At 54.4% G+C, this 24675-nt stretch carries 21 protein-coding genes; 16 read left to right on the top strand and 5 right to left on the bottom strand.

The features are described from left to right. The first annotated feature begins 462 nt into the window (after positions 1-462). From H7849_RS21550 to purK, 16 genes are all read left to right on the top strand, one after another. On the top strand, positions 463-4701 hold the full coding sequence (locus H7849_RS21550) for a glycosyl hydrolase family 28-related protein (RefSeq protein ID WP_186742418.1): 4239 nt from the start codon (positions 463-465) through the stop codon (positions 4699-4701). Beyond that, positions 4679-6190 carry a terminase large subunit gene (locus tag H7849_RS21545; protein WP_186742416.1) on the top strand — a complete coding sequence of 504 codons (1512 nt, stop codon included), beginning with the start codon at positions 4679-4681 and terminating at the stop codon, positions 6188-6190. The genes H7849_RS21550 and H7849_RS21545 overlap by 23 nt, the downstream gene beginning before the upstream one ends. Positions 6191-6241: 51 nt before the next feature. Further along, entirely contained in the window at positions 6242-7114 is an 873-nt protein-coding gene (locus tag H7849_RS21540; RefSeq protein WP_186742414.1) for a HipA family kinase, read from the top strand. 28 nt (positions 7115-7142) lie between these two features. Next, on the top strand, positions 7143-7976 hold the full coding sequence (locus H7849_RS21535) for a DUF3037 domain-containing protein (protein WP_186742412.1): 834 nt from the start codon (positions 7143-7145) through the stop codon (positions 7974-7976). Positions 7977-8084: 108 nt separating this feature from the next. After that, on the top strand, positions 8085-9332 hold the full coding sequence (locus H7849_RS21530; RefSeq protein WP_186742410.1) for a phage portal protein: 1248 nt from the start codon (positions 8085-8087) through the stop codon (positions 9330-9332). A gap of 49 nt (positions 9333-9381) precedes the next feature. Next, a complete protein-coding gene (locus tag H7849_RS21525) occupies positions 9382-10011 on the top strand; it encodes a hypothetical protein (RefSeq protein ID WP_251106394.1) in 630 nt (209 codons plus the stop codon). After that, on the top strand, positions 9998-10423 hold the full coding sequence (locus H7849_RS21520; RefSeq protein ID WP_186742408.1) for a hypothetical protein: 426 nt from the start codon (positions 9998-10000) through the stop codon (positions 10421-10423). The genes H7849_RS21525 and H7849_RS21520 overlap by 14 nt, the downstream gene beginning before the upstream one ends. A gap of 125 nt (positions 10424-10548) precedes the next feature. Then, the gene (locus H7849_RS21515; RefSeq protein WP_186742406.1) at positions 10549-11517 is read left to right on the top strand and encodes a hypothetical protein; all 969 of its coding nucleotides are present in this window, start codon (positions 10549-10551) and stop codon (positions 11515-11517) included. Positions 11518-11755: 238 nt separating this feature from the next. Further along, on the top strand, positions 11756-12379 hold the full coding sequence (locus H7849_RS21510; protein ID WP_186742404.1) for a hypothetical protein: 624 nt from the start codon (positions 11756-11758) through the stop codon (positions 12377-12379). A gap of 3 nt (positions 12380-12382) precedes the next feature. Continuing rightward, entirely contained in the window at positions 12383-12832 is a 450-nt protein-coding gene (locus H7849_RS21505) for a hypothetical protein (protein WP_186742402.1), read from the top strand. Positions 12833-12850: 18 nt separating this feature from the next. Next, positions 12851-13339, top strand: a complete 489-nt coding sequence (locus tag H7849_RS21500) for a hypothetical protein (RefSeq protein WP_186742400.1) — start codon at positions 12851-12853, stop codon at positions 13337-13339. Further along, positions 13336-14316, top strand: a complete 981-nt coding sequence (locus H7849_RS21495; RefSeq protein ID WP_186742398.1) for a hypothetical protein — start codon at positions 13336-13338, stop codon at positions 14314-14316. Before H7849_RS21500 ends, H7849_RS21495 begins: the two co-directional genes overlap by 4 nt. A gap of 15 nt (positions 14317-14331) precedes the next feature. Next, the gene (locus tag H7849_RS21490; protein ID WP_186742396.1) at positions 14332-16647 is read left to right on the top strand and encodes a hypothetical protein; all 2316 of its coding nucleotides are present in this window, start codon (positions 14332-14334) and stop codon (positions 16645-16647) included. A gap of 348 nt (positions 16648-16995) precedes the next feature. Next, positions 16996-17277: a hypothetical protein gene (locus H7849_RS21485; RefSeq protein ID WP_186742394.1), complete on the top strand. Its 282-nt coding sequence runs from the start codon at positions 16996-16998 to the stop codon at positions 17275-17277. Positions 17278-17354: 77 nt separating this feature from the next. Beyond that, on the top strand, positions 17355-17846 hold the full coding sequence (gene purE, locus H7849_RS21480; RefSeq protein ID WP_186747724.1) for a 5-(carboxyamino)imidazole ribonucleotide mutase: 492 nt from the start codon (positions 17355-17357) through the stop codon (positions 17844-17846). Beyond that, on the top strand, positions 17843-18991 hold the full coding sequence (purK, locus tag H7849_RS21475) for a 5-(carboxyamino)imidazole ribonucleotide synthase (protein WP_186742392.1): 1149 nt from the start codon (positions 17843-17845) through the stop codon (positions 18989-18991). The genes purE and purK overlap by 4 nt, the downstream gene beginning before the upstream one ends. A gap of 52 nt (positions 18992-19043) precedes the next feature. Here the strand turns inward: purK and sucB are convergent, their stop codons facing one another. The 5 genes from sucB to H7849_RS21450 form a co-directional block, all read right to left on the bottom strand. Further along, on the bottom strand, positions 19044-20675 hold the full coding sequence (gene sucB, locus H7849_RS21470) for a 2-oxoglutarate dehydrogenase, E2 component, dihydrolipoamide succinyltransferase (RefSeq protein ID WP_186742390.1): 1632 nt from the start codon (positions 20673-20675) through the stop codon (positions 19044-19046). Positions 20676-20776: 101 nt separating this feature from the next. Beyond that, positions 20777-21562 carry a lipoyl(octanoyl) transferase LipB gene (gene lipB / locus H7849_RS21465; protein WP_186742388.1) on the bottom strand — a complete coding sequence of 262 codons (786 nt, stop codon included), beginning with the start codon at positions 21560-21562 and terminating at the stop codon, positions 20777-20779. 52 nt (positions 21563-21614) lie between these two features. After that, entirely contained in the window at positions 21615-23036 is a 1422-nt protein-coding gene (lpdA, locus tag H7849_RS21460; RefSeq protein ID WP_186742386.1) for a dihydrolipoyl dehydrogenase, read from the bottom strand. Positions 23037-23165: 129 nt separating this feature from the next. Beyond that, complete coding sequence (gene hemB, locus H7849_RS21455) at positions 23166-24155, bottom strand: porphobilinogen synthase (protein ID WP_186742384.1); 990 nt, start codon at positions 24153-24155, stop codon at positions 23166-23168. Positions 24156-24164: 9 nt separating this feature from the next. Continuing rightward, positions 24165-24656, bottom strand: a complete 492-nt coding sequence (locus tag H7849_RS21450; RefSeq protein WP_186742382.1) for a hypothetical protein — start codon at positions 24654-24656, stop codon at positions 24165-24167. Between the last annotated feature and the right edge of the window lie 19 nt (positions 24657-24675).

Here is a 24675-nt window from a genome sequence, read left to right as displayed (position 1 = left end):
AACAACAAAGGGAGGCGGTTTCCGCCTCCCTTTTATTTTTGCCTATGGTTAAACGAGCTGATAAACCTCGCACTAAACGAGTTATGGAATCTGAGCAAATCGATCCCCAGACGGAGACACACGCTGCCGAAAAACGACTATCGACCAAGCCGAGACACTTCAGAAAAACCGCGCAAGAGGAAATTGGAAGAAACTACCGGCAAATAGTTGAGGCTTTGGCAAATCATGCGGTAGAGGGCAGTGTGCAACATACGAAGCTGCTATTCGACTTAGGCGGAGTTAAGGAAGAAGTCCAGGCTGCTACTTCGAGGCGACGCAGACCGCCAAGCCTTGGACAGATTTTGCTGAAACAAGCTGAGGAACTCAAGCGCAACAAGGCTAAAGAAGCAGAAAGAAGCGAGACGAAGTAATCAGACTTGAAAGTGGTTTCTGTGTTAGACCGCGAAAAAAAGAGGAGCAACGGTGAGCCAGAAGAGGTGGTTTGTGAAGAATGCGATGTGGATCCTGCTATTCGGATTGACTGCATCGCCTATTCATTCCCAGATAACGACTACGACGGTGCAGGGAGTAGTGTATCGAGCAGATGGAACGCCAGCTACTGGAACGCTGATCGTAACATGGGCCGCCTTTTCGACTGCGAAGAACCAGGCTGTCGCTGCTGGCAATGCAACGGTTGCAATCGGGCAAGACGGGTTTGTTAGTATCAATCTTGCCGCGAACGCTGGAGCTTCTCCGGCGGGTAGTTACTACACGGCGATCTATCATCTTAACGATGGCACGGTAAACAAAGAATACTGGGTTGTCCCGGCCGCGGCGACTGCCTCCATCGTTTCAATTCGCGCTCAACTTGTTCCTGCAACGATCGCGGTGCAAGACGCAACAAAGCAATATGTCGACACGTCAATCGCATCTCTGAGTGGTAATTATCTTTCTCTGACTGGCGGGACAATGGCTGGGCCGCTGCTACTGTCAGCTTCTCCAACGTCTAGTAACCAAGCGGCAACGAAGCAGTATACGGACCAGGCGGTGGCTTCGGCTGTGCCGCTGGCGGGCGGTAATATGATTGGAACGCTGCGGACGCCCGATGCGGTGACAAAGCTGCCGCGAGTTGACATCAGACATCCCGATTTTTCCGGGGGAGCTGACCCAACTGGAACCAACGACTCGACACTTGCGATTCAAGCCGCAATTGCTTTTGCGGTTGCGAACCCCCAGGCTGGGAGCAATGGGGCAACTCCCTGCATATATATACCTGCCGGCCTCTATAAAGTAAGCAATACGTTACGTGTTCCATCTAACATATGCATCGAAGGAGATAGCAGTCAAGCGAGCATACTACAACTCACGTCTGCTCAGACGAACCTGCTTACGGTCTACGCTGACTCTTGCTCTAACACAGAAATTTGTAACGGGCAGATAAGCGATATCCAACTCGATGGGAGCGGCCATGCCACAACTGGCACTTTACTAGAAGTCGATGCTGCTGCCCAGTTTCACATTACAAATGTCTCGATGTCTAACCATGGCGGCCGCGGACTGCAACTAAATAACAACAGTGAGCGATTTCGTTCAGACAACTTATCGATCACTTCTGTTCGGTGGCCCATCATCTTAGGCGGCGACATCAACGAAAGCTATTTCTTCAACACCCAGATCTTGGCACCTGGATCCACCGCAGAGCGCTTCGGGGAGGAATACTACTGTTACGGAATCAATTGCCCGAACAACTCCTATCCTTTTCCTAACCAAGGTGCGGGTGGTGGTCCGTCCTCGGTAAGCCCTGATCCTCATGGTGCGATCACAATCGTAAAGGCCGTGAACTATAGTTTCTATGGCGGGTCGATCAAGCCACTCAAGTACATGAGCGGCTTTCGCGCAGGTGGCTATGGAAGCATCCGGAATTTCTATCTGGAGGGTTTTCCTTACAGCAACGAGCCACGACTGAATGCTGGGATTTACGTTAACGGCGGCGTGCTTGAGAAGACGAAGCTGGCGGGTGAACTACCTCCTTCAGCGACAGTTGTCGGAGTAACTGACACATCCTGGATGGCGCAGTATTTTGAATCGGCGGCTGACATGGGAACCGGCTCGATTGTTTACTACATTATTATGCCGCAGGACTTTCTCTCCGGCAGTGCTGCTCCATCACAGTACAATCCGAACATTCAGCGCGGACAGTTTGAAGTCATCGAAGTACAGGGGTTCACTGCCGACGGGAAGATGCACGTCCTTGCCCGCGGGGCTTCCGGGTCGAGCATAAGCAACGGTGACTGGCCAGCAGGCTCCATCGTCGAGGAAGGACCTGGGTCTCAGCATGCGGCCGTTGATATCGAAGACTCTCACATTGCGGCCATTCAGCCGCCCGGCGCTGGATATATCGATAACTGCGACCAAACTGGGGTGCTGACCTGCGCGGAAGTCGTTACCGGACCTATCCCGGATGGTTTGATCGTAGATCCGCCGGGCGGCGCATTAGACTTCTTTGATGGCGTAGGGTCCGCAAAGCTGACGATACATAACATTGATACGTCTTCTGGCTCTTACGCCCATCAAGGCGAGATCGCTGTACATCGTTATCCCGGGTTGAATTTTGATGGCGCCTATGGCATCCCGTTCAATCAACTGGAAACGGCTGAGACCTCCGGGGCATCGTCGCGGATGCAACTCGCCAATATCACGGGTGGCTCTTATCTGACCGCCCCGACCTACGTGAACGGCATATCGGCGCAGCCGACTGTCACCGTGCCGGGACTGGGGCTCGTATGGACGCCAACAAACGGTTTCTTCATGAGATATGAGCAGCAATATGGTCAGTATGGTGGTTACAACCAATGGATGGTCGGGACAAAGTTTGCAAACAGCTACTGCTGGTTCGACACGCCTGCAGTTGGAAGCACTCAATCGCTAAACCGAATATGTTTTAAAGGCTCGCCGGGAAACGCTGGCCATGCAGGGTATGAATACGACGTCTGGAATGGGACTCAGTGGACAGGAGCATTCAGTGTTGCAGGCCAGAGTAACTCAACCGCTAATGTAACTGTCAGTGGAACTACAAAGGTGGGGGGAGCGTTTACTGCTGCATCGCTGAACGGGGAGATCACGGTGGACGGAAGTACTTATACAACCCTGAACAGTGCCTGGAATGCTGCGGTTGGCATTGCTAACGGAACCGGCCGCAACCAGACCGTAAGACTTGGACCTGGAAGTTACTCGGTTAGCTCGTCGCTGACTGAGCCTAGCAACGGAGCCTGCATTAATCTCGTTGGATCGGGTGGAGCAAGCACCGCGGCAGATAGCACAGCAAGCGCGACTACGCTCAATGTAACTACAAATCTTGGAGGAGATGTAGTTTTTCTCGGGAATAACTCTCAAGCACAAGGATGTGTCTTTAAGGATTTCACTATCCTTGCAAGTAAGAATGCTATCCACGGCCTGGAATTGCAGTGGTTCCGCGGGTTGCTGGTGGATGACGTTGCGGTTAACGACACTTCCGCAGAAGGCATCTTGCTCGGGGAGGAAAGCACGACCAACGGACATCAATCGGGGTTCATTCTCCGGAATGTGACTGTCAGTTATAACGCCGCTAACTTCACCCCGGCGAGCCGACCAGCTTACGGAATTCACATGCAGCAGACGGCAATCGATAGCCATCTCGATACTGTACTGGTACGCAACGCGCTCATTGCTGGAATCTATAACGAAGGTACAGGCAATACCGGCTATATGATTCACGGATTCGGCTATCCGTACACGTGCACGAATGCACCTTGTAGCAATACAGCACTAAGTTCATCGGTAGCCAATGCCTCCTACGCAACGGACTATGTGATCTACGATACAGGTGGCGCTGGAAGTGTGTGGACAGATACATATGCTGATAGCCCTGCGATTGCCGGGTTCTACGTCGGCGCCAATGGAACTTCGATCCATGGCGGACATATTCAGTGGCCCGATTTCACGAGTTTTCCGTCGGCAAACCTCGCCTATGTCTCGCCTAATGTGACAAATGGGTTGGAAGTCGCCGACATCGGCTGCCTGGGCATGTCCTCGTCAGTGAACTGGATTACGTATGCGGCTTCTTCCGGCATACCTCCAACATTCGCCAGCGTTCATCATCTGACCGGCTGTGGAAATTATGCGCAAGCATTAGAACCAGAGACGACGACCGGATTTACGGGCGGTGGGGCTTCGAATAATGCTCCCGGAAACAGCGCGGTCGCCACTGTGTGGGCGTCGCCAAAGGCGGCGACTTCGAACTATGAAGCATATTCGGCGCAGCTTTATAGCGGGTATCAGACAGATCTGTTTGAAGGGCACATTGCGGGACAGAATCCTTTTTTCAACGTTACCTATCAAGGCACTGTTCGTACACAGGGCGGCATTGCACTCTCGACCGTATTGAATACTAGTGGATCCATAACATTGACCGCCGCTAACAAAAATGTCATTGCCAACGCGTCGAGCGGAACACAGACAATCACATTACCGAGCTGCTTTACGCCGTGGCCAGATAAGGCTTCTCCAACTGGGGAGGAATTTACGGTCATCAAGTCAGACTCGAGTACCAACGCTGTGACGGTGACGACAACGAGTTCGCAGGCCATTAACTACCAAGGAGCAACCGCTAACTCGTTGGTGATTTCATCGGCTGGCAAAAGAACCTTGGTTTGTGGACCCGATGCGAACTGGTACGCGTATTGAGAGCTGGGGAAGTGCGATTGATCGCAGTGAGCTGCTCGATCTTGGAAGGGTCCTGGATAGCGCGCTGCCTGAGCTGAAAGGCGAGGTTACCGGGCGTTTTCTTGCAGAACAGCTCCTGCGAATTCGCAACCGGACTGGCAAAATCGTGCCATTCCGACCGAACCGGGCGCAGAGGGCATTCGAGCAGCGACGGGGAAGGGCAAATATCGTCCTTAAGTCGCGCCAGATGGGCATCAGCACATGGGTAGCCGGACGATTTTTTCTGAGAACGATCACGAATCCCGGTACGCTGACATTGCAAGTGGCACACACACAGGAAGCAGCCGAGGGAATATTTCGAATTGTTCACAGATTCCTTGATGGGCTGCCAGAATGGCTGCGAGATGGGGCTCTGCGAACCTCAAAGGCAAGTTCGCGGCAGATCGTATTCCCATCACTGGATAGCGAGTACCGCGTTGAAACTGCTGGTGACGCAAATGCAGGGCGGGGCTTGACTATTCATAATCTGCACTGCTCGGAAGTCGCTCGCTGGCCGACTGGCGCGGGGGAGACGCTACAGGGACTACGAGCAGCAATGCCTCCGCAAGGAGAGCTGGTGCTGGAATCGACCCCAAACGGGGCTGAGGGATGTTTCTGGGAAGAGTGGAACAATGCCGAACAGTGCCGGATGGTGCAACACTTCTTTCCCTGGTGGTTGGAGGACGCATACCGAGCGGAGCGCGTGTCCGAGGAGTCGCTGCAGAGTGATGAGCGGAGGCTGATTGAACAGCACGGACTGAGTCTGGAGCAAATAGGATTTCGCAGAAAGATAGCGGCGGGATTTCGTGGGCTGGCGAAGCAGGAGTATCCAGAGGACGCGATTGAATGCTTTCTCAGCAGCGGCGATTGCTATTTCGATGTCGCCGCCTTGGATGCGCGCATCAAGGACTTGCCTGAGCCGATTGCAACACGGCTCGGAGGAAAATTGCAGTTATGGTTTCCTCCAGTGCAGGGGCGACGTTACCTGGTTGCTGTAGACACGGCTGGAGGCGGCAGTGAAGGGGACTATTCTGTTGCGCAGGTACTGGAGATCAATACAGGCCTTCAGTGTGCCGAATTACGAGCAAGGTTGTCTCCACTGGAACTCGCGGAAGAGTCTGCACGGCTAGCGAAGGAGTACAACGGAGCCTGGCTGGTGGTGGAACGCAATAATCACGGGTCTGGGGTGCTGGCATACCTGCATAGTGTGAGCAGATATCCGCATATTTACAGGCAGGAAGATCAGGACGGCTGGCTCACATCAGTGGTTCATCGTCCGCGCATGCTGGGAGCGCTGGCTGCTGCTCTAGTCGAAACACCGACAATTTTTTACAGCAAGCGCCTACTGCAGGAATGCCGAAGCTTCGTGCGGCATCGCAACGGAAAGATTGGCGCCAGTGCTGGAGCACATGATGATTGCGTGATGGCGATGGCAATAGCGCTCTGTGTACGGGGTGAAATGCGATTGTGAACGTCACGTTGGAGCTCGGAGCAGGTACAATCCGATTGAAACGGAGGCAGGTTGGCGGTTCTGGCCACACAAGCAATTCGACGGATGCGAGGAGGAGCGCAGAGCCATCTGATGCTTGCTTCAGACGGCCATCCTTATGTCGTCAAGTTTCAGAATAATCCGCAGCATATACGGGTCCTGGCCAATGAATTAATGGCGACGCGATTGGCGGAAGCGGTTGGGCTAAGTGTTCCAGCCAGTGAAATCGTTGAGGTGACAGATTGGCTGATTCAAAACTCGAAGGAACTTAGCCTTGATTTGGGCCAGACCCAAGAACAATGTCGGCCGGGCTTACAATTTGGTTCCAGATTGGTGGGCGGTCTGATGCCGGGGCAGGTAGTTGATTACCTTCCCGAGGAAAGACTGGCTGAAGTGAAAAACCTTGCTGAATTTTTCGGAATGCTTGTGATTGATAAGTGGACTTGCAATTCCAATGGAAGGCAGGCCGTATTCTACAAACGGCCTCGGGAGAAGCGCTATGCGGCCACGTTTATCGACCAGGGGTACTGCTTTAATGCGGGGGAATGGAAATTTGTTGATGCTCCATTACGGGGGGTCTATGCGCGGAATCTCGTGTACCGAGGTGTTGTGGGTTGGGACAGCTTTGAGCCTTGGTTGAGCCGCGCGGAAGAACTTGATCCGCAGAAAATCTGGTCTATAGCGGAGATAGTGCCTCCGGAATGGTATGGCGGGGATCTAGCAGAAATTGAGACGCTTATTGAGCGGTTATTGGAACGACGTAGCCGTATTCGCGAGCTGATTACTCTCTTTCAGGAATCATCCCGCCAGCCTTTTCCAAATTGGATGACGGTTTCGATCGGCGCGATCGAAAGACAGTTTCCCGAGCCCAGTTGGGCCGATACTATCCGAGGACCGATAATGTGATCGTGGCAATGACATCCAGGTATAGAAATTGAGTACACGGAAGCAATGCGATTTCTACCTCGTCCGGTATGTGCCGGATCCGGTGAGAAATGAATTCGTAAATATCGGAGTTCTGCTGCGGGACGTAGCACAACCGGAACAGATAACCGTGAACTTTACGAAGGACTGGGCGCGTGTTCGATGCATCGACCCGGATGTGGATGTTGCAATGCTTGAGAGCCTGGAGAGTGAGCTTCGGCGGCGGCTAGCACATCAGGGTAGCGACGCAACGCCACTTATGCGTGTTTTCGAAGATTCTTTTTCGACTGGACTACAGATCACCGAACCTAGGGCATATCTGGCTGAGTCGATGATTGCCGGAGTCGAGGAGTTGATGCGGCTATTTGTCGAGCCACGCAAGAGGCAAGCGTCGGCGCGCAAGACCGGACGGCAGGCGATACAAGCCAAAATGCGGTCGCAGTTTGAGCGCGCAGGCGTTTGGGACTTGATGCGCAAACGTATTTCTGTCTCGAGATATACGAAGACGGGTGATCCCTTACGTATCGATTGCGGTTATCGGCCGAATGGCCTAATTCGCATGTTTCATGCTGTCTCGCTAGACAGCGATACGGAGTGGCCTAAAGTATTGGCTTTCAGCGTTGAATCCATTCGGGAAGGTGTGGCGCGGATTGAGAATGCGGAACTGGAACTTACGGCGATTGTAGAGCCGATTGTTGAGGTCAGCGCGGATCGTGAGGATGTTGAGCGCGTGGAGCAATATCGATTTTCCGTCGAGACCATGGAAGAACAGGATATCCGCGTGATAACAACGAATGATCTGCCTAGAATGGCGGAGACAGCGCAGAGGGAATTTCGGTTATAGAGCCAAATGTGACGATCTGAGAAGCGGCAGTGCGTGGGATTGGTTGGGCATGGCTTATCGCCATGCCCTTTCTTTTTGAGAAAGCAGAGAACGACGGGAGGCGAAACATTGAAGGTCAAGAGTTCGGTTCAAAAACTGTGGCGGCGGAAGGAAGTCGGCATCGACGCAGCAGAGGAGCAGGCGGCAAAACGAAAGACCTTGGCACTGCCTTCAATTCTGACTCCCTACCGCACACCCTCAAATGCGTTGCCGAAACCTACTCCTGTGAATTTGCGTCGCTTTGCTGAAACGCCGCTGGTGCGCAGGGCAATCAATGTGCTGAAAGATCGCATCGCCAGCCTGGATTGGCAAGTGCGACCGAAGCGTGGATTCTCACTCCTAGATGTAGACAACGTTCAGGGACGTATGCAGGCCCTGCGTCGAGCGCTTGAGGAGCCGAACGCGAGCGATTCATTTCGCACCTTGATTGAGCAGGTCCTGGAAGATGCACTGGTCGGGGGTTTTGGCGCGATTGAGATGGAGATCACAGGAGATGCGCAAAAACCGTTCGATTTGTGGGCCGTGGATGGCGCAACGATTGAGATCAATCCGAAATGGGATGGGAAGCCGGAATCAGTCCGCTATGCGCAAACGACTGGATTACCTGGCGCCAATACGCAAGTCTTGCTGCGTGATGATCAGCTGATTTACTTGCGGATGAATCCACGATCCCATACGCCGTTTGGTTTGGGTCCGCTAGAGGTTGCATTCGAGACTGTGAACACCTTTCTTGCCGCTCATAGATTCGCCGGAAACCTGGCGAGTAACGCAGTAGTGCAATATGCGTTGTGGCTCAATGAAACAACTCCTGTGGAGCACGAGCGGCTGATTCGATGGTGGCAGGACGAAATTGAAGGCACGGGCAGAGTTCCTCTACTTAGCACAGAACAGAAGCCGGAGGTGCTACGCTTCGCGAGCGGCACAGATGCGGACCTTCGGATGAACTGGCAGGAGTTCTTGATTCGCATGGTTGCGAATGCATTCTCATTGCCTCCGATGCTTCTTGGACTTGAGCGTGAAGTGAACCGAACGACGGCGGCAGAGCAGGCCGACGAAGCATTCCGCAGCGCAATCGTGCCGCTGGCGAAGTTGCTGGCAGAGCATCTGACACGAGATTTGTTTGCGAAGAAGCTGGGCTGGCGTGAATTTGAGTTTGTTTTCAATGAACTGGATGCGCCAGACGAGTTGACGGAACTACAGGTTCAGACACAGCTTCTTGCGGCTGGCGTTTTGACTGTAAATGAAGTGCGGTCGATGCGTGGACTGGCGCCGCTTCCGACTAGTCAGCTCACAGTGACGGCGTCAGAGAGGGGGTAAAAGAGCAGCGAATAGACAACCAGCATTTAGATGAGGGGATAGAGAGGACATGAGACTGGAAGCAATGGCGATTACCATGCCGGAAGTCGGGGATCATCCGAACCGGATTTCCTTTGAAGGTGTGCTTACTACGGTGGACGAAGCAAGCACTCGGCCTCCATCCGGAGCACGGGGACACAGGGTGATCCTTACGCAGACGGCAGCGCGAGAGGCGTTGCCATCATTGCTTGGGATGGCTGTTGATTATGCACCTAAATGGGACGGCCATGATGCACGGGCGAAGTGCGGGATCATCACGGAAGCTGACGTTATCGGAAATCAGTTGCAAGTGGGCGGCTATTTGTTTGGCCGTGATTTCCCGGAGGTAGTGCGGCAACTGCAGCACAGCGAGAGCGGCAGCATGGGTATGTCTTATGAGCTGGCAGATGCGCATGTTGCTGACATGCGTGCAGAGGTATGGACGTTAACGCGTGCCATATTCACAGGAGCGGCCATTCTGCTTCGAGAGAAGGCCGCGTATCGAAACACGTCGTTTCGGTTGTCGGCGGGACGTTGCCGGAATAGCAACTCGCTGAGAGAGAGCAACAGGGCCAAACTTGCTGCGCGCTCGGGCCGGCCATTCGAGACGCAATTTTGGGGTCAGACAAAAGAAGGAAGGAAGCGTAATGGAAACAGATAACATTCTTGCCTCGTTGGGGGAGAGTATTGAACGCCTCACCACCGCCGCGGGTCTCCTGGAACGCACTGTGACGTGGCTCGAACAGCGTGACCAAATTGCAGGTGGAGCGGTTGAGAAAATGACGGCCGCGGTTGAAGGCCAAAGTGAGTCCCTGCAGCGCGAGTGCGAACTGCGACTGAAGCTAGAAGCAGCTGAGCAGCAGATTGCGGAACTACGCGCGCAGAGCAGCCGGTCTACCGCGGCTCGCCAGACACTCCCTGCTTCGACGACGCAACTGCTGGCGAAACAAGGAATTTCGACAGTTGACTCAATTCAGGCCGGCGCCCTGGATGCGGCTCTCACGGGATTGAGCCTCGAACAGCGAATTGCTGTAAAGGCGCAGTTGCTGCGCGCGGGAATGCTGACCCAGTAGAGTCATTCAAAAGACTGGCGCGTGACGGCGGCTGAGGCCGCCCTTTTCTTTTATAACGCACGGCCTTCGGAAACCGTGCCATCTCAAACCAATCACTCCGCCTGTCTGCAGGCAGAAAGAATCGAATGAGCGCAAACTTTTACGACATCCATGCGGCTGCTGATTACATCGGGCCTGGTGCAATCGAAGTACCCTTTTATCAGACTGAGATCACTGACATCGTACAACGTCGGGGTATCTTCGGGCAGAGGATCAAGCAAGTTCCGGCCACAGGACATCCTTCTCGGTTCTTCGAAGAGACCGCCATTCCGACCCCTGGAACGGCAGGCTTCGTCGACCCACGCAATATTGTTGCCCCAATTGTTAGCCCGACACGCGTGGAGCGCAGCGTTCCACTCAAGGCGATTGTCGCCCAGCTCAATTACAACCTGTTTGACATCGAATTGGGCACGCAGCAAAAACAATTCGCTTATCTGCAGGCTAAAGATCTTGTCGATACAGTCGAAGGCGTTCTGCACACCCACGACATTGCGCTTTGGAACGGTAACGATTCCTCGTTGAGCACTCCGACATCGACGCAGTATTTCGGCGTCTCCTCTCAAGTTGCGGCAGGAGGTAACACGACGACGATCGGCGCCACCGCGAGCATCGTCGATGGCTTGAAGTCGACAGTTGCTCAAATGGTAGCTAACAGCAACTTCGCAGTTCGTCCGACTGCTATCTATGCCAACCCGGTGCTGCTCGATCTGATCGACCGCGAGATGAAGACCGACTTTAACGTCGTTCTGAATACTCGCGAAATCAATGCCGGATTCACGGTGAAGACTCTCTCGACGCAGGCCGGAGACCTCCCGCTGATTCCGGACTGGGCATTGAGCTACACCGGTACTCCGGGTTCAGGATCGGCTGTTCTTCCGGCCTACATCGTGACTGAAGACATGATCGAGTATCACTGGCTGAGCGATCCGACACCCCGGGTCTTCCAACTCGGCATTCCCGGCTCCTTGGCTTCGCAGTATGTTGTGGTGAAGTTCGGTGGCGTGGTGGTGAAGGGCGCAAATTATGCGCACTACCAGGTGCTGGTTGATCGCTAGGCATGTCGCCGTCGGGTGATTTCCTAGCAGCATGAATCAACTTGAGGATGATTCGCTCGCGCGGATCATCCCTTTTTGCAGGTGGGTCCGTTTGGTTGAACTGCCTGAGTGGCTAGAGCTCTTTTTTCACGCGGGACTCTGTGAATCGCAATGCGATGCACTTTCGACAAACTGATCCACCCACTTCTTCTTGAAACAAAGATGTGAAGCGTGCGGCGACTCAGATGCGGAGATAATTATGGGATATTTGCAGCCGACAGACTATCAGAACTTCGGCCTTGCGTCGGATACAACGGATGATTGGATCACTGTCGCTTCGGCATTGATTGACACTCACTGCAGACGGATCAGCCTGAATCCTACCCAGTATGTGGAGCGCTTGAGGCTCACGGCTGGATCACAGACGGTGCGATTGAGTTATCTGCCGCTGGCGCCGATCACTCCAGCTACCTCACCGTTTGTAAATATTCAGGCGCGCTACGCGCGCCCGCGGCGTGGCCAGATGATTTATCCATTGCAGGAAGAAATCGCTTGGGCGTTCGCATTGCCCGGCGCGTGGACGCAGATGGACCCGTCGACAGTCGACTTCGTTCCGCAAACCGGTGAGCTAATCTTCCCGATGAACATTCTTGGGTTGCCCTATAACGAGGTGCAGGTGACGTACACGGCGGGGTTGAGCACCATTCCCGATGCGGTAATGGCCGCATGTGCATTGATCGTCAAGAATGCGCAAGCTACCCCAGGATTAAACGTGAAGAGCAGCAGAATCGACACAATGCAGATGGAGTACTTTTCCAACACACTGATTGACAGCACGGTGCAGAGTCTATTGAAGCCGTGGGTGGCAAGTCGCCTGGGGTGAGAGATGAGCGCAGATCTTAGCGTTAGAAATCCGAATAGCAGCGCTCTGTTGATGGCGGATGCGCTTTTACGGGCGGGTGGAGGGATAGCTGTTTCTCTCTTTGTAGCGCCTGCCACTGTCGATAGCAGTGACGCAGGACAAGTTGGCATTGACATTCCCAATTTTCAGCAGCTTTCACTCTCTCCTGCGATTTTTCGCAGGGTTCGCGCCACGATGCAAGAAGGACAACAGGCACGTTACGAGCTCCTAATCTCTGCTTCCGCAGTGCAGCAACAGGTAAGCACCTTGCAATTGACGTCGGCAGATGCGTTATTCGACACAGCAGCGGGGATCGAGATCAATGGCGCTCAATTCCTGGTTGAATCGCGTTCAGTATCGCAATCCCTGGGACAGGTCTATTTGTATCGCCTGCTGTTACGTGAGTCGCATTCACTTCTACAGCCCGTTCCATAACTTTTTAAGAAGGCATGTATGGAAAATGCAAAAGACACTTTTTATGTGACACTACGTAATCGTCTGGCCGCATTGAATCCGAACCGCGTGATCATTTTACGAGGTGTGCAAAGACCAGGCATTCTGATGGAAGAAGCAGAAGCGCCTGTCGCGCAGTTACCGGCAGACGCCTTTGTGTTGCGTTGGACCGCTCTCGACGTGGATGTACAACTGCCGTCCGTCCTGGCGCAGATGACTTGCGAGGTCCACTACACAACCGGCGGCACAGAAGCCAATGCTGGCCTTGACCGAGGGCGGACGCTTGAGGGAATGGATGCAGAACTGCTAGGTATTCTCAGCCCAAATTGTGCGCCAAAGATGAATTTCACACAGACGCCGACTGCCACGATGGCGACGAAGGTCTTCTGGGGAGAACCACAATTCTCGACTTTGACAACGCAACGTGAGCGCCTGACACGAGTTGTGAAGATCAATGTTTTTACGTTTCAGGAGCGCGGCGAACTATGAGCACATCCGTGGTTACAAATTATTCCGCGTTACCTACCATGTATCGACGGGTGCGCGCGTACTTTGCTCCGGTTAATCGAGTGCAACAAGTTCCATCAACATTCGACCCATCTCAGATGGGTCAGTTTTCTCTAGATTCGCCGCCTGAGCCTTGGATCGATCTCGGTTGGACTGAAAATTTCGCTCGCAAGTCAACCGGTTCGATCAGTGCGCTGAACGTCGGCGTGCCAAGTGTCGCGCAGTACCAGGTCCGTGAAGCGACGGGTGCGACCGTATCGTTTCGCTTTAAGGTCTGGAACAAACTGACGATGGCGCTGTCGGCCGGATCGCAGCACATGAACCTGATTCAGCCTGCGAGCGGAAGCGCTGCGAATGGATCTGGCGCAAAAGGGGTTGCGGCAGTCAGTGTGCAGGCTGGTTCCAGTGCCACGAATATTGCTTTGAATACAACAGACATCGGGCCGTTCTCAGCTGGCTGCCTGGTCACCGTCGATGTCGACTACGCAGGGCAGGCAGGCTTTGTCGGGAGCGGTGTATCAGCAGCTTACGTGCGTAATTCAGTCGCGATCAACAATGATCCTGACTACATTCGTCGAGTGAGCTTTAACGTGGCGAGGGTGGCACAGGTAACTTCAGGTGGATTGCAGCTCGCGCAGCCGCTGCTTGCTGGCACCCCGTTGAGTGGCATGAAGGTCCAGCCGATCGTTGGTTTTGTCGACCGTGAAGGCGGGACTTTTTTTCAGGAGTGGTCAGCAGTGTTCGTTCTACCCGGAGAGCAGGGAGAGCGCGTGATCTTTCACTATCCGCGGTTGCAGGCGATGCAAGGATCTGAAGAAAGTGCCGATGCCGTGGCCGCGCCGCTCGAAAGGGCTGCATTAAATGCCAACTTCCGTGCGCTGCCGGTGACCGACAGCAATGATGGTGAACTAACGGTCTGCTTCCGCAGCTTCATTCCGGGCAGCGCTACCTTGATATAGCCCCAAGGAGACCAAGTGATCCTAACGATCGACAATCTAGATGGCACAGGTGACCAGAACTATACGAGTGCCGTTATTCAGAAAACGCCCCTGCGGATCGAGCGGCAATTGAATGAGCCATCCATTTGCACCTTTGCGCTGGCTGCTCAAACGGTCAATCTGCCGGTGCCTCTTCGCTTGGCACGAGTAGTAGTGAGCGACGATGGCGGAGTTGTGCTGTTTACTGGTTACATTGCGAGCGAACCCGCGTTGGAGCTAGTGGGTGAAGGCATGGCCGGGCCCGTATACCAGGCCGTGGTGTCCGCAGTAAGCGATGAAGTTCTGCTCGACATGCAGGGGCTCGCTCTGATGACGTCGAGTTTTGGCCTCCCAGCGGGACAACTGGTCGGAACGTTGACGAATATAGTCGATCCCACACGCTTTTCTCTAAGCACGTCTCAAGCTGCGGGCACGGTCGGACGGTTTACACCGGAGCCTGCTAAAGGCTGGTCTGGCAATGTCGGGACTCTGGCCTCAAGTTCGCGGAATATGTATCGGGTTATGTCAGGAGACGTGACAATGACCCCCATTGGCAATGTCACGCATTCACTGAGTGAAAACAGCGGGACACTGCAAGTAAACAAACTGCAGGCATCGATGATAAAAATGCTCGCGAATGATGTAACGGTTTGCGGCGAGGATGAACCGAGTGCCTATGTCACAGAGGTGTTTGCAGGTGACGGAACCACGATCTTATTCGATCTAACCGAGGACCCATACTTCCCACCATCTTCCAAAACAAAGCCTTTGGCGGATCTCTTTCAGTCGCCGTCAATTAATACGCAGCTATGGCAACTGCAAGATCCTGGCGCTCATATTTCACTCACGTCAAACGGGCTGACCTGCGTGGGCGGCAACGGACTTGATGGCGAAACCACTCTGTGTGCAAATGGCAATTTGGAGCTTGGCGGCTCTCTGGTTATCGAAACGAATGGGCTCGTCCTCAGCGCAGGGAGCACCGGAATTCTGAGCGGTCTGTACGGCGGTGATGTCAATACCGCAGACTGTCTCGCTGGATTCCAAGTGCATCAGGCAAATGGAGCAACCTGCATTTCCCCCTTGATCGCGGGGCTTGCGGCCGGCAGTTCCTTCACTCCAGTCGCGGGACAGATCTACACTCTGCGCACGCGATTGTATGCGAAAGAAATGCAGCGGGTCCTGCAGTCTTACTATTCCTTGGGCGATGAGGGGACAGAACTTTGGGGTAGTAGTGCTGTTCCTTGCGGCTTGAACCTGGTGCTGGAAGTACAAGACATGACAAATGGGGTAAATAGTACGCCCGTTGTCCTCTATGACGGCGCCATGGCAATTACACCATCGATTTGCACGTTCGGGTTATTGAACAGCACAAATCTAATCTGCAGCATTCGCAGCGTGGACATGACACAGGGAGGACCCGTCTGGGTTACGAGTATCCCGCCCGGCAGCAACATGATCACGCAACGGATAGGGACCACCGCCCAGGGGGCCGATTGCAAAATTGAACGGACAGGCAAGCTGCGTTTTTATGCGACCAACGTACCGCAGGCGGGAGAACAGGTGTTCGTCTCCTATCGGACAAAACGCAGGGCTGTGGCACGCATGGCGAATGCCGTTGCCACCTCTCCGCAGAATTCTTCGCAGCTCCCCGCGACCGCTCGCTGGATTGGCTCTGTAACGAGTCCGCATCCCATCAGTTCGGCGGACTGCGAGAATGCAGCATTGGCGTTGCTGTCCTTATCGTCAAGTCGAGCAGCGGCCTGGAAAGGAACCTATACAGGCTGGAACATGGAGACGCAAGGCGACATCTGGCCTGGCGATTTGCTCGCGGTCACTGCTCCATCGGCAAATTTGAGCGCAAATCTGGTCGTACGCGGCGTGCAAATAGAGGTTTCCAACTCGTCGCCGCAGATGAATAAATACACGATTCACTTCGCCAACGACTGGGCCGACGCACTCGCAATCAAAACCTCCTCCGCGGTGCCGGCCGATACCTGGCTGCCGCTACAGCCGCGAACGGTTGAGCCCTTGGCGAACCTGCTGACCCTTAGTCCCTCGTCGATCACTGCGAGTACGCTCCAGGTGAATGCAGGTGTGACGGCTCCTTCTGGAGGGGGATTTGAGGTGAGAAGAAGGGACTGGTCGTTTGGACCGGGAACTGACTCTGACCTTGTATTGCGGAGCCCGGTTAGCAGTTTCACAATTCCTCGCGAAGCCGTAACGGAACAGTACTACGTGCGTATGTATGACGGATCGACTCCACCAAACTACTCGCGATTCTCGAGCGCGATCTTCGTCAACGTACCAATGTAGCGGACATTTCCGGAATGAGTACGTCTGTGGCGGTCCCAGCCGCAACGCAATTCTATTGTTTCCAAAATGAAAATCAGGATGAACCAATGATGAACTTCATGCATGCGATCCTCTGGCCGAGCAGCTCAGCCCAATCCTTTTGGACCGGGGCTGGGGCACTTTGGGTTTTCTCAGCTGCGGTGAGCGCAATGGGTCCACCTAGAACGGAAGCCAGCGGTTTCTACGGTTGGCTCTATCGTTTTACCCATCTTCTGGCAGCAAACCTGGATAGGGCTCTAAGGCAGACTTCGCCTGAACCTGCACCAGAACAACAGCAAACACGCAATTCAAATAAGGAGACCGAATAACGTGGCAAACATCCTTCTTGGAATCGAACACGGCATCGAAGTTGCCGCAGAAGATGTTCTTAAATTCGTGAGCGGGGCCATGGTGGCAAGCAATAAGGCGGAACCCAGTGTGGTTGCTGGGCTCGGTGTGCTTTTAGGCACTGTTGCAAAAGCGCTTGGCGATGTCAATGGCGTCGTCACCAATCCGCTGAACTTCTCGCTGGATATAGCGACCATTCAGGATCTCAAAGCCGTGTGGCCGGCGATGGTTCAGTTTGCCGGATCACTTGGCATCAAACTGTAAACGATCGGGCAAGACGCACTCGCACAGGTTGGGCTGCTCAAGATGATGCTTGATTGAAAGGCACTATAATCACATTCATGGAGCACGCCCCGCTTGTCGGCGTGGTGATGGGCAGTAAGAGTGACTTTGAGGTTCTCAAACATGCCGTCGACCTGCTGAAAGAGTTCTCTATTCCCTATGAAGTGCGAGTTGTTTCCGCGCACCGCACTCCCGACTTGCTTTTCACTTACGCAGAACAGGCGGAAGCGCGCGGGTTGCGTGTGATTATCGCGGGCGCAGGTGGCGCGGCGCACCTACCTGGCATGCTTGCTGCGAAGACGCTGGTCCCGGTACTTGGCGTGCCTGTCCCAGCAACGATGCTCAATGGCATCGATTCGCTGCTTTCAATTGTTCAGATGCCAAAGGGCGTGCCTGTGGGGACGCTGGCCATTGGCAAACCTGGTGCAGCGAATGCCGCTTTGTTTGCTGCAGAGATGCTGGCCACAACAGATCACAATCTACGTGAACGGCTCCGCGTATGGCGAGCTGCCCGCAAAGAGGAAGTGCTGGCTGAGGAGTTGCCGCAGTGAGCGCGATACTTCCCGGCGCAACCATTGGAATTCTCGGTGGCGGCCAGCTTGGGCGTATGACTGCGATGGCAGCGCGCTCGCTTGGTTATCGTATCCAGGTGATGGACCCGGATCCTTCGTGCCCGGCAAGATTCGTTGTTGATGCGTGTTTTGAAGGTTCATGGGATGACGCTCGCGCGGCAGCAGATCTCGCGCGCGGCTGCGATGTCATTACGCTCGAGATTGAACAGATCGCAGTGACAAGCCTGCAGGCAGCAGCCAAGTACGCTCCCGTACGACCTGGCGTGGCAATGATGGAGATCATTCAGGACCGCATTCTTCAGAAAAACTGGCTCGTGGATCATGATTTTCCTGTCGGCGAGTTTCGGAACATCCACACGGAAGCCGACCTGCAGACAGCCATCGTTGCACTTGGAGGTCGCTGTTTTGTAAAGAGTGCGCGTGGCGGATATGACGGGCGCAGCCAGGTGAAGATTGGCTTCGACGAAACTGCTTCGTCAGCTGAGACACTTGCCCATGATGCCTGGAACTTATTGGGGCATCGCCCCGCGATTGCTGAGAAGGCGCTAGACCTTGAAAAAGAAATTTCAGTGATGGTGGCTCGTTCTCCAAATGGCGAACTGAAAAGCTATCCATCGGCTGCAAATCATCACGAACATCAGATTCTGGCGTGGAGTGTCATACCATCTTCAGTGCCAATTTCACTGGAAGAAAAAGCTCAAGAGATTGCGCGTCGTATCGCCGTAGAAATGAGCCTCGAAGGCTTGCTTGCGGTTGAGATGTTTCTTACGAGAAATGGCGAGTTGTTCGTGAATGAACTCGCGCCGCGACCACATAACAGTTATCACGCCAGCGAGCGGGCCTGCACGACAAGTCAGTTCGAACAAATTGTACGTGCTGTCTGCGATTTACCCTTGGGCGATGTGTCAATCGTAAAGCCTGCCGCAATAGCAAATTTGTTGGGCGAACTTTGGCTTGGACATGAACCGCGGTTTGATCTGGCTCTGTCCGTGCCGGGCGTGCGATTGCATTTGTATGAGAAGCACATGCCAAGAGCCGGCCGAAAGATGGGGCACCTTTCCGCCGTCGGTGAAAGCCCAGAAGAGGCTATTGAACGCGTGCTACAGGCAAAAGAATTACTATAAGAAATAAGGCAGGCTTTGCGCCTGCCTTTCTTTCGTCTTACTTGTCCTCGGACTAACCAATATCCTCGCTCCAGTTTTCGAGATACTTCTTTACCTCTGCCATGAATCTACCTGCATCGGCTCCATCGATGATGCGGTGATCGAAGCCGAGCGTGAGGTGGATCATGTGCCGAATCGCAATGGAGTCGGTTCCTGAGTCATCGGTAATAACTGCGGGCTCTTTAAAAAGGCCACCTACGCCGAGAATGGCACTCTCCGGCTGATTGATAATTGGTGTTCCGAACTGCTCGCCGAAAATTCCTGGATTTGTAATCGTGAAGGTGCCAGATCCAACCTCATCCGGCTTTAACTTCTTGCCGCGCGCGCGTTCGGCGAGATCGGCTATCGCACGCGCGACGCCTACGAAGCTGCGCTCTTCTGCCTGCTTGATCACCGGTACAATCAGACCCCAATCCAGCGCAACCGCGATACCCAGATTGATGTTCTGGTGATAGCGGATGGCTTCGCCTTCCATTGACGCGTTCACAATGGGCATCTTGCGGAGTGTTGCAATCACGGCGCGTGAGATGAACGGCATGTAAGTCAGCTTCACGCCGTTGCGCTGTTCGTATTTCGACTTCTCCTTCTCGCGAATCTTGACGATGCGGGTGAAGTCAATTTTGAAGACCGTATGCACATGTGCGTTCGTGCGTTTGGAATCAATCATGCGCTGCGCAATAATCGCGCGCATTCTTGACAGCGGCACGAGCTCTCCGGGAAGGGCTGGAGTAGTTGGCGCTGCCGGAGAAGCAGCGGGCTTGGCAGCCACTGTCGGCGGCGCAGGAGCGCTGACCGGCACGGCGGCGGGCGCCGTAGTTCCAGTTCCGTGCTTCTCTAAAAAGCCGAGGACATCCGTTTTTGTGATGCGGCCGCCAGCGCCACTTCCCGCCACCCGATTCAAATCAAGATTATTGTCCTTGGCAATCTTGCGAACGAGCGGTGACGAACGCATGTTTTCACTGACACTTGCCGCAGCTTCCTGAGGTTCTACTGTCGAGGCTGGAGCCGCTTCAGTCTTTGCAGGTGCAGGCGCAGGAACTGCCGGTGTGGCGGCTGTTCCAGCCGCACCGCCAATGACCCCGACAACGGTATTGATCTGCACCGTAGTTCCAGCCGGAACTTTGATCTCAGAAAGAACGCCGGCGGCAGGCGATGGAATCTCCGCGTCGACTTTGTCGGTCGAAATTTCAAATAGCGACTCGTCCCGCTGCACGGAATCTCCGACCTGTTTCAGCCACTTTGTAATTGTGCCTTCGAAGATTGACTCGCCCATCTGCGGCATAATGACATCCGTTGCCGCCCCCCCAACGGCAGGTGCGGCTGGTGTCGAAGCGACAGGAGTTTGGGCCGGTGCCTCCGCCTTGGGTGTTGTTGGCTGTGGAGTAGGCGCTGACGCCGTTGCTGAACCAGACTCGTTGATCACACCAACGACCGTATTGATTTGTACGGTCGTTCCCTCAGGAATTTTGATCTCAGAAAGAACGCCGGCGGCGGGTGATGGAATCTCCGCGTCGACTTTGTCGGTCGAAATCTCAAATAGCGGCTCGTCCCGCTGCACGTTATCACCCGGTTTCTTGAGCCATTTCGTGATCGTACCTTCAAAAATCGACTCGCCCATCTGGGGCATGATTACTTCAGTCGGCATGGAATCCCTTTCCGGCGTGTTGCGAGAACATGACTATGAGCAAATGTCGATTATAAATCGACATTTCCCAGCCGCGGTCGTACGAGGCCAAACGATTCAGTTTACGCGAAATGCGATTCCTTCACATCCCGCAGACGCTTGATCTCAGACGGGACCGATAACGGAGTGTCTTGCGCCGGACTCTTCGCTGGATTGGGCAGCAGATCGTCGAGAGATTCCAGCCAGAGGGTCTGATGATCGAAAACTTGTCCGAAATACCGCGAAACGGAGTGCATCACCTTTTCGAAATCGATCGACGCATCCAATTCCCGTTCAAGACTCGTCACATCGCGATCGACAATACCGCAAGGAACAATCAGATTGAAATCTCGCAAATCCGTCGTCACATTGAGCGCGAAGCCGTGCGACGTGATACCACGCGAGATGTGAACGCCGATGGCAGAAATCTTGCTTTCACGTATCGAACCACCGGCAAGGGTCCACACCCCGGTTCTACCTGCGATGCGTTGCGCAGGGACGCCGAATTCACCACATGCACGGATCAAAACCTCTTCGAGCTTACGGACGTAGTCAACTGCACCGACGCGGGGACTAAAGCTGCGCAGGTCGAGAATAGGATAGCCGACTAGTTGTCCTGGCCCGTGATAGGTGACGTCTCCGCCGCGGTTGATTTCGTGCACTTCCACGCCACGTGCCGTCAACAGTTCGTCGCTTGCGAGAATGTTCGAGCGGTTGGAATTCCTCCCCAGCGTGAGCACAGGAGGATGTTCCAGCAACAATAGAACGTTGCCAATGCGCTGCTGATGTCTCAGCCCAACCAGCGTTTTTTGGAGTGCGAGACCGGTAGCGTAATCGAGACGTCCGAGATAGAGAACAGAAAGAACCATTTCATCAAAAGCGAGAAGCCCAGCTTATGCCGGGCTTCGTTTCAAAACGGTGTTATACGTTGATCGCCAGGCCTTCAACACTGCCGAAGCCATCCAGCATGGCTTCAGCAAGAGTTGGATGCGCATGAATCATGTACAGCATGTCATCGACTGTTGCTTCAAGCTCGATCGCTGTGACGGCCTCCGCAATCAGTTCTGTTGCCTGAGGCCCAATGATGTGCACTCCAAGAATCTCGCCATATTTCGCATCGCTGACGACTTTGACGAAGCCCTCATGCGAATCGACGATCGATGCCTTGGAATTGGCTGTGAACGGGAACTTGCCAACTTTTGGCGTGTGTCCTGCTTCCTTGGCCTGGGCTTCGGTCAGACCGACACTACCGATCTGAGGTTCCGTATATGTGCATGCTGGAACGCGCTGACGGATAATCGGCCGCGCGTACTTTCCTGCGATTTTTGCCGCGACCACCATTCCTGCCATTGAGCCGGAGTGGGCCAGTTGGGGCAATCCAGCGACGATATCGCCAATCGCATAAATCCCGGGCTCTTCGGTCTGCATCCACTCGTTCGTCTTGATGAAGCCTCTTTCCGGCGTGATCTTTGTCTTCTCCAGACCTATCCCCTCTGTGCGTGGCGCTCGTCCTACTGCCACAAGAACCGTCTCGGCTTCCTTTACTACCTGCTTGCCGTCGGAAGCGGTGAACGTGACCTTAACGCCCGTCTTCGTCTTTTCTACCTTCTCGACCTTTGCGCCAGTATGGGTATCAATTCCACGCTTGCGGAAGGTGCGCGCTAACTCTTTGCTAATCTCTTCATCCTCGACTGGGACCAGCCGCGGCAAATACTCGACGAGTGTGATTTCCGAGCCGAAGCTGCGAAAGATCGATGCAAACTCCACGCCGACTGCACCTGCACCGATCACCACCAGTGATTTCGGGATCGCATTGATAGAGAGAATTTCGATGTTCGTGAGGATCTTGTCGTCGGCCGTCAGTTCCGAAAGCATGCGAGCATCCGAGCCGGTTGCAAGAACAACATTCTTGGTCTTGACCGGGCTCGTTTTTCCCGAGGCATCGGTTACTTCGATGCTGTGGACACCGTCTTTGGCCGGACCGGTCACACGTCCAAAACCAGGGATCACCGTCACCTTGTTCTTCCGCATCAGGAAATCAAGACCCTTGGTATGTTTGGTGACGATCTGATTTTTACGATCCAGAATAGTTTTCCAGTTCAGCTTGGCCTCGCCGGCTAACTCAATTCCGTAGTCTTTGGCATGCTTCAAGTGGTCATAGACCTCAGCATTGAATAGCAGCGCTTTCGTTGGAATGCAGCCTACATGCAGGCAGGTTCCACCCAGCTTCTCTGCCTTTTCAATCAGGACGACCTTCAGCCCGAACTGCCCTGCGCGGATGGCGCATGTATATCCAGCCGGACCGCCGCCGATTATTGCAATGTCATATGTTGTTTCTGCCAAAGGTATGCTCCGTTCAAGAGAGTGCTCGATGGGTTAAGGACGAAAGCCGTTTAACCCAAACATTTCATTGTACGCGGTGAATCGCTTCCTAATGAGAGATGTTCGAATTCGCTGGAAGATGCAGGGCGCTCAGCCGAGTACCTTGGCAGCGTCTCTTGCGAAGTACGTTACGATGAAGCCCGCGCCGGCACGCCGGATGGAAATCAGGGATTCCATCATGGCCCGTTGCGGCTCCAACCAACCCTTGGCAAATGCTGCGTGCAGCATGGAGTATTCGCCGGAAACCTGATAGGCGCCGATGGGCACATCGAATCGTTCGCGTGCCGCACGGATGACATCGAGATATGGCATCGCCGGTTTCATCAGGATCATGTCAGCGCCTTCCGTCAAATCCAGCTCGATCTCGCGCATGGCCTCGCGCAGATTCCCGCCATCCATCTGGTAACTGCGGCGATCTCCGAACTGCGGCGCGGAATCGGCGGCTTCGCGGAAGGGTCCATAAAAAGCGGAAGCAAATTTCGAGGCATAGGAGAGCACTGGGGTCTGCTCCATGCCTTCCTCGTCCAGCTCATCCCGGATCGCGGCAACACGGCCATCCATCATGTCGCTCGGGGCGACGATATCGGCTCCAGCCGTAGCCAATGAAAGCGCCGTGCGTGCGATCAGCCGTACGCTTGAATCATTTTCGATTTCGTACGAATCGCCTTGCTTCCTCACCATGCCGCAATGTCCATGCGACGTGTATTCGCAGAGACATACATCCGCGATCAAAAGCAGCTTCTTAAGAGCCGCGCTCTTTTTGAACTCCCGCAACGCACGCTGCACGATCCCATCGTCGGCCCAGGCGCCCGCTCCTTCGTCATCTTTGGTTTCCGGAAGGCCGAAGAGCAGCAACCCACCGATTCCAAGTGAGGCAGCAGTTTCTGCTTCCCGCAAAGCCTCATCTACTGAAAGGTTGAAGATGCCCGGCATAGAGCCAATCTCATTCCGCACGCCCTCACCAGGGCAGATAAACAATGGATAAATGAATGCTGAGGGATCTAGACTTGTCTCGCGCACAAGGGAGCGCATCGGCTCGCTTGACCGCAGTCGACGCAGCCGAGTAATCGGGTATTCCATGCCTTTATTTTAGGGTACGGCTATCTGCTCATATTCCTGCCCCGACGGGGCAGGCAACAGAACCCACAACGTGTAGATGGAAAGTGCGGTGCCTGTTAGCGGTTTGATGAGAGTGAGGAATGCGGTCACGATGCCGAGCGTCCGGGCCCAGGTTGCACGGCGCAACAGGCCAATTCCTGTGATGAAAGCCAGCAGGGCGCGTCCAAAGACCAACGCAGTGATGAAGCCTGGTATCCACATTGTGTTGGGAAAAGGAAATCCCGGCCCGAAAGTGTAGTAATGATGGCTTCCGTGCCCCCAAACTCCCCAGCCACCAAATACGCCAGCGACGAACGGCAACGCGATGAGCCAGCCCACAACGCTCCACGCGGCCCATACCATCCAGAGAATCGCGACCGTCTGCACATGCCGTTGCACACGGGAGTACATCTGAGGGCGCGCAAGCGGCGTGGGTGGCACAGGGCGCCCGCATTTGGGGCAGACCTGCTCAAAAGCTTGCATTGCTTGGCCGCATCCGCTG

Source organism: Alloacidobacterium dinghuense (assembly GCF_014274465.1).
GTDB lineage: Bacteria > Acidobacteriota > Terriglobia > Terriglobales > Acidobacteriaceae > Alloacidobacterium > Alloacidobacterium dinghuense.
This window is presented reverse-complemented; position numbering and strand designations above follow the sequence as displayed.

What these genes read in the sequence shown, in the direction of transcription:
- H7849_RS21545 (WP_186742416.1), top strand. Translation starts at nt 4,679, where the DNA reads ATGCGAACTGGTACGCGTATTGAGAGCTGGGGAAGTGCGATTGATCGC.
- H7849_RS21525 (WP_251106394.1), top strand. Translation starts at nt 9,382, where the DNA reads ATGAGACTGGAAGCAATGGCGATTACCATGCCGGAAGTCGGGGATCAT.
- H7849_RS21520 (WP_186742408.1), top strand. Translation starts at nt 9,998, where the DNA reads ATGGAAACAGATAACATTCTTGCCTCGTTGGGGGAGAGTATTGAACGC.
- H7849_RS21515 (WP_186742406.1), top strand. Translation starts at nt 10,549, where the DNA reads ATGAGCGCAAACTTTTACGACATCCATGCGGCTGCTGATTACATCGGG.
- H7849_RS21510 (WP_186742404.1), top strand. Translation starts at nt 11,756, where the DNA reads ATGGGATATTTGCAGCCGACAGACTATCAGAACTTCGGCCTTGCGTCG.
- H7849_RS21505 (WP_186742402.1), top strand. Translation starts at nt 12,383, where the DNA reads ATGAGCGCAGATCTTAGCGTTAGAAATCCGAATAGCAGCGCTCTGTTG.
- H7849_RS21500 (WP_186742400.1), top strand. Translation starts at nt 12,851, where the DNA reads ATGGAAAATGCAAAAGACACTTTTTATGTGACACTACGTAATCGTCTG.
- H7849_RS21495 (WP_186742398.1), top strand. Translation starts at nt 13,336, where the DNA reads ATGAGCACATCCGTGGTTACAAATTATTCCGCGTTACCTACCATGTAT.
- purE (WP_186747724.1), top strand. Translation starts at nt 17,355, where the DNA reads ATGGAGCACGCCCCGCTTGTCGGCGTGGTGATGGGCAGTAAGAGTGAC.
- sucB (WP_186742390.1), bottom strand. Translation starts at nt 20,675, where the DNA reads ATGCCGACTGAAGTAATCATGCCCCAGATGGGCGAGTCGATTTTTGAA.
- lipB (WP_186742388.1), bottom strand. Translation starts at nt 21,562, where the DNA reads ATGGTTCTTTCTGTTCTCTATCTCGGACGTCTCGATTACGCTACCGGT.
- hemB (WP_186742384.1), bottom strand. Translation starts at nt 24,155, where the DNA reads ATGGAATACCCGATTACTCGGCTGCGTCGACTGCGGTCAAGCGAGCCG.
- H7849_RS21450 (WP_186742382.1), bottom strand. Translation starts at nt 24,656, where the DNA reads ATGCAAGCTTTTGAGCAGGTCTGCCCCAAATGCGGGCGCCCTGTGCCA.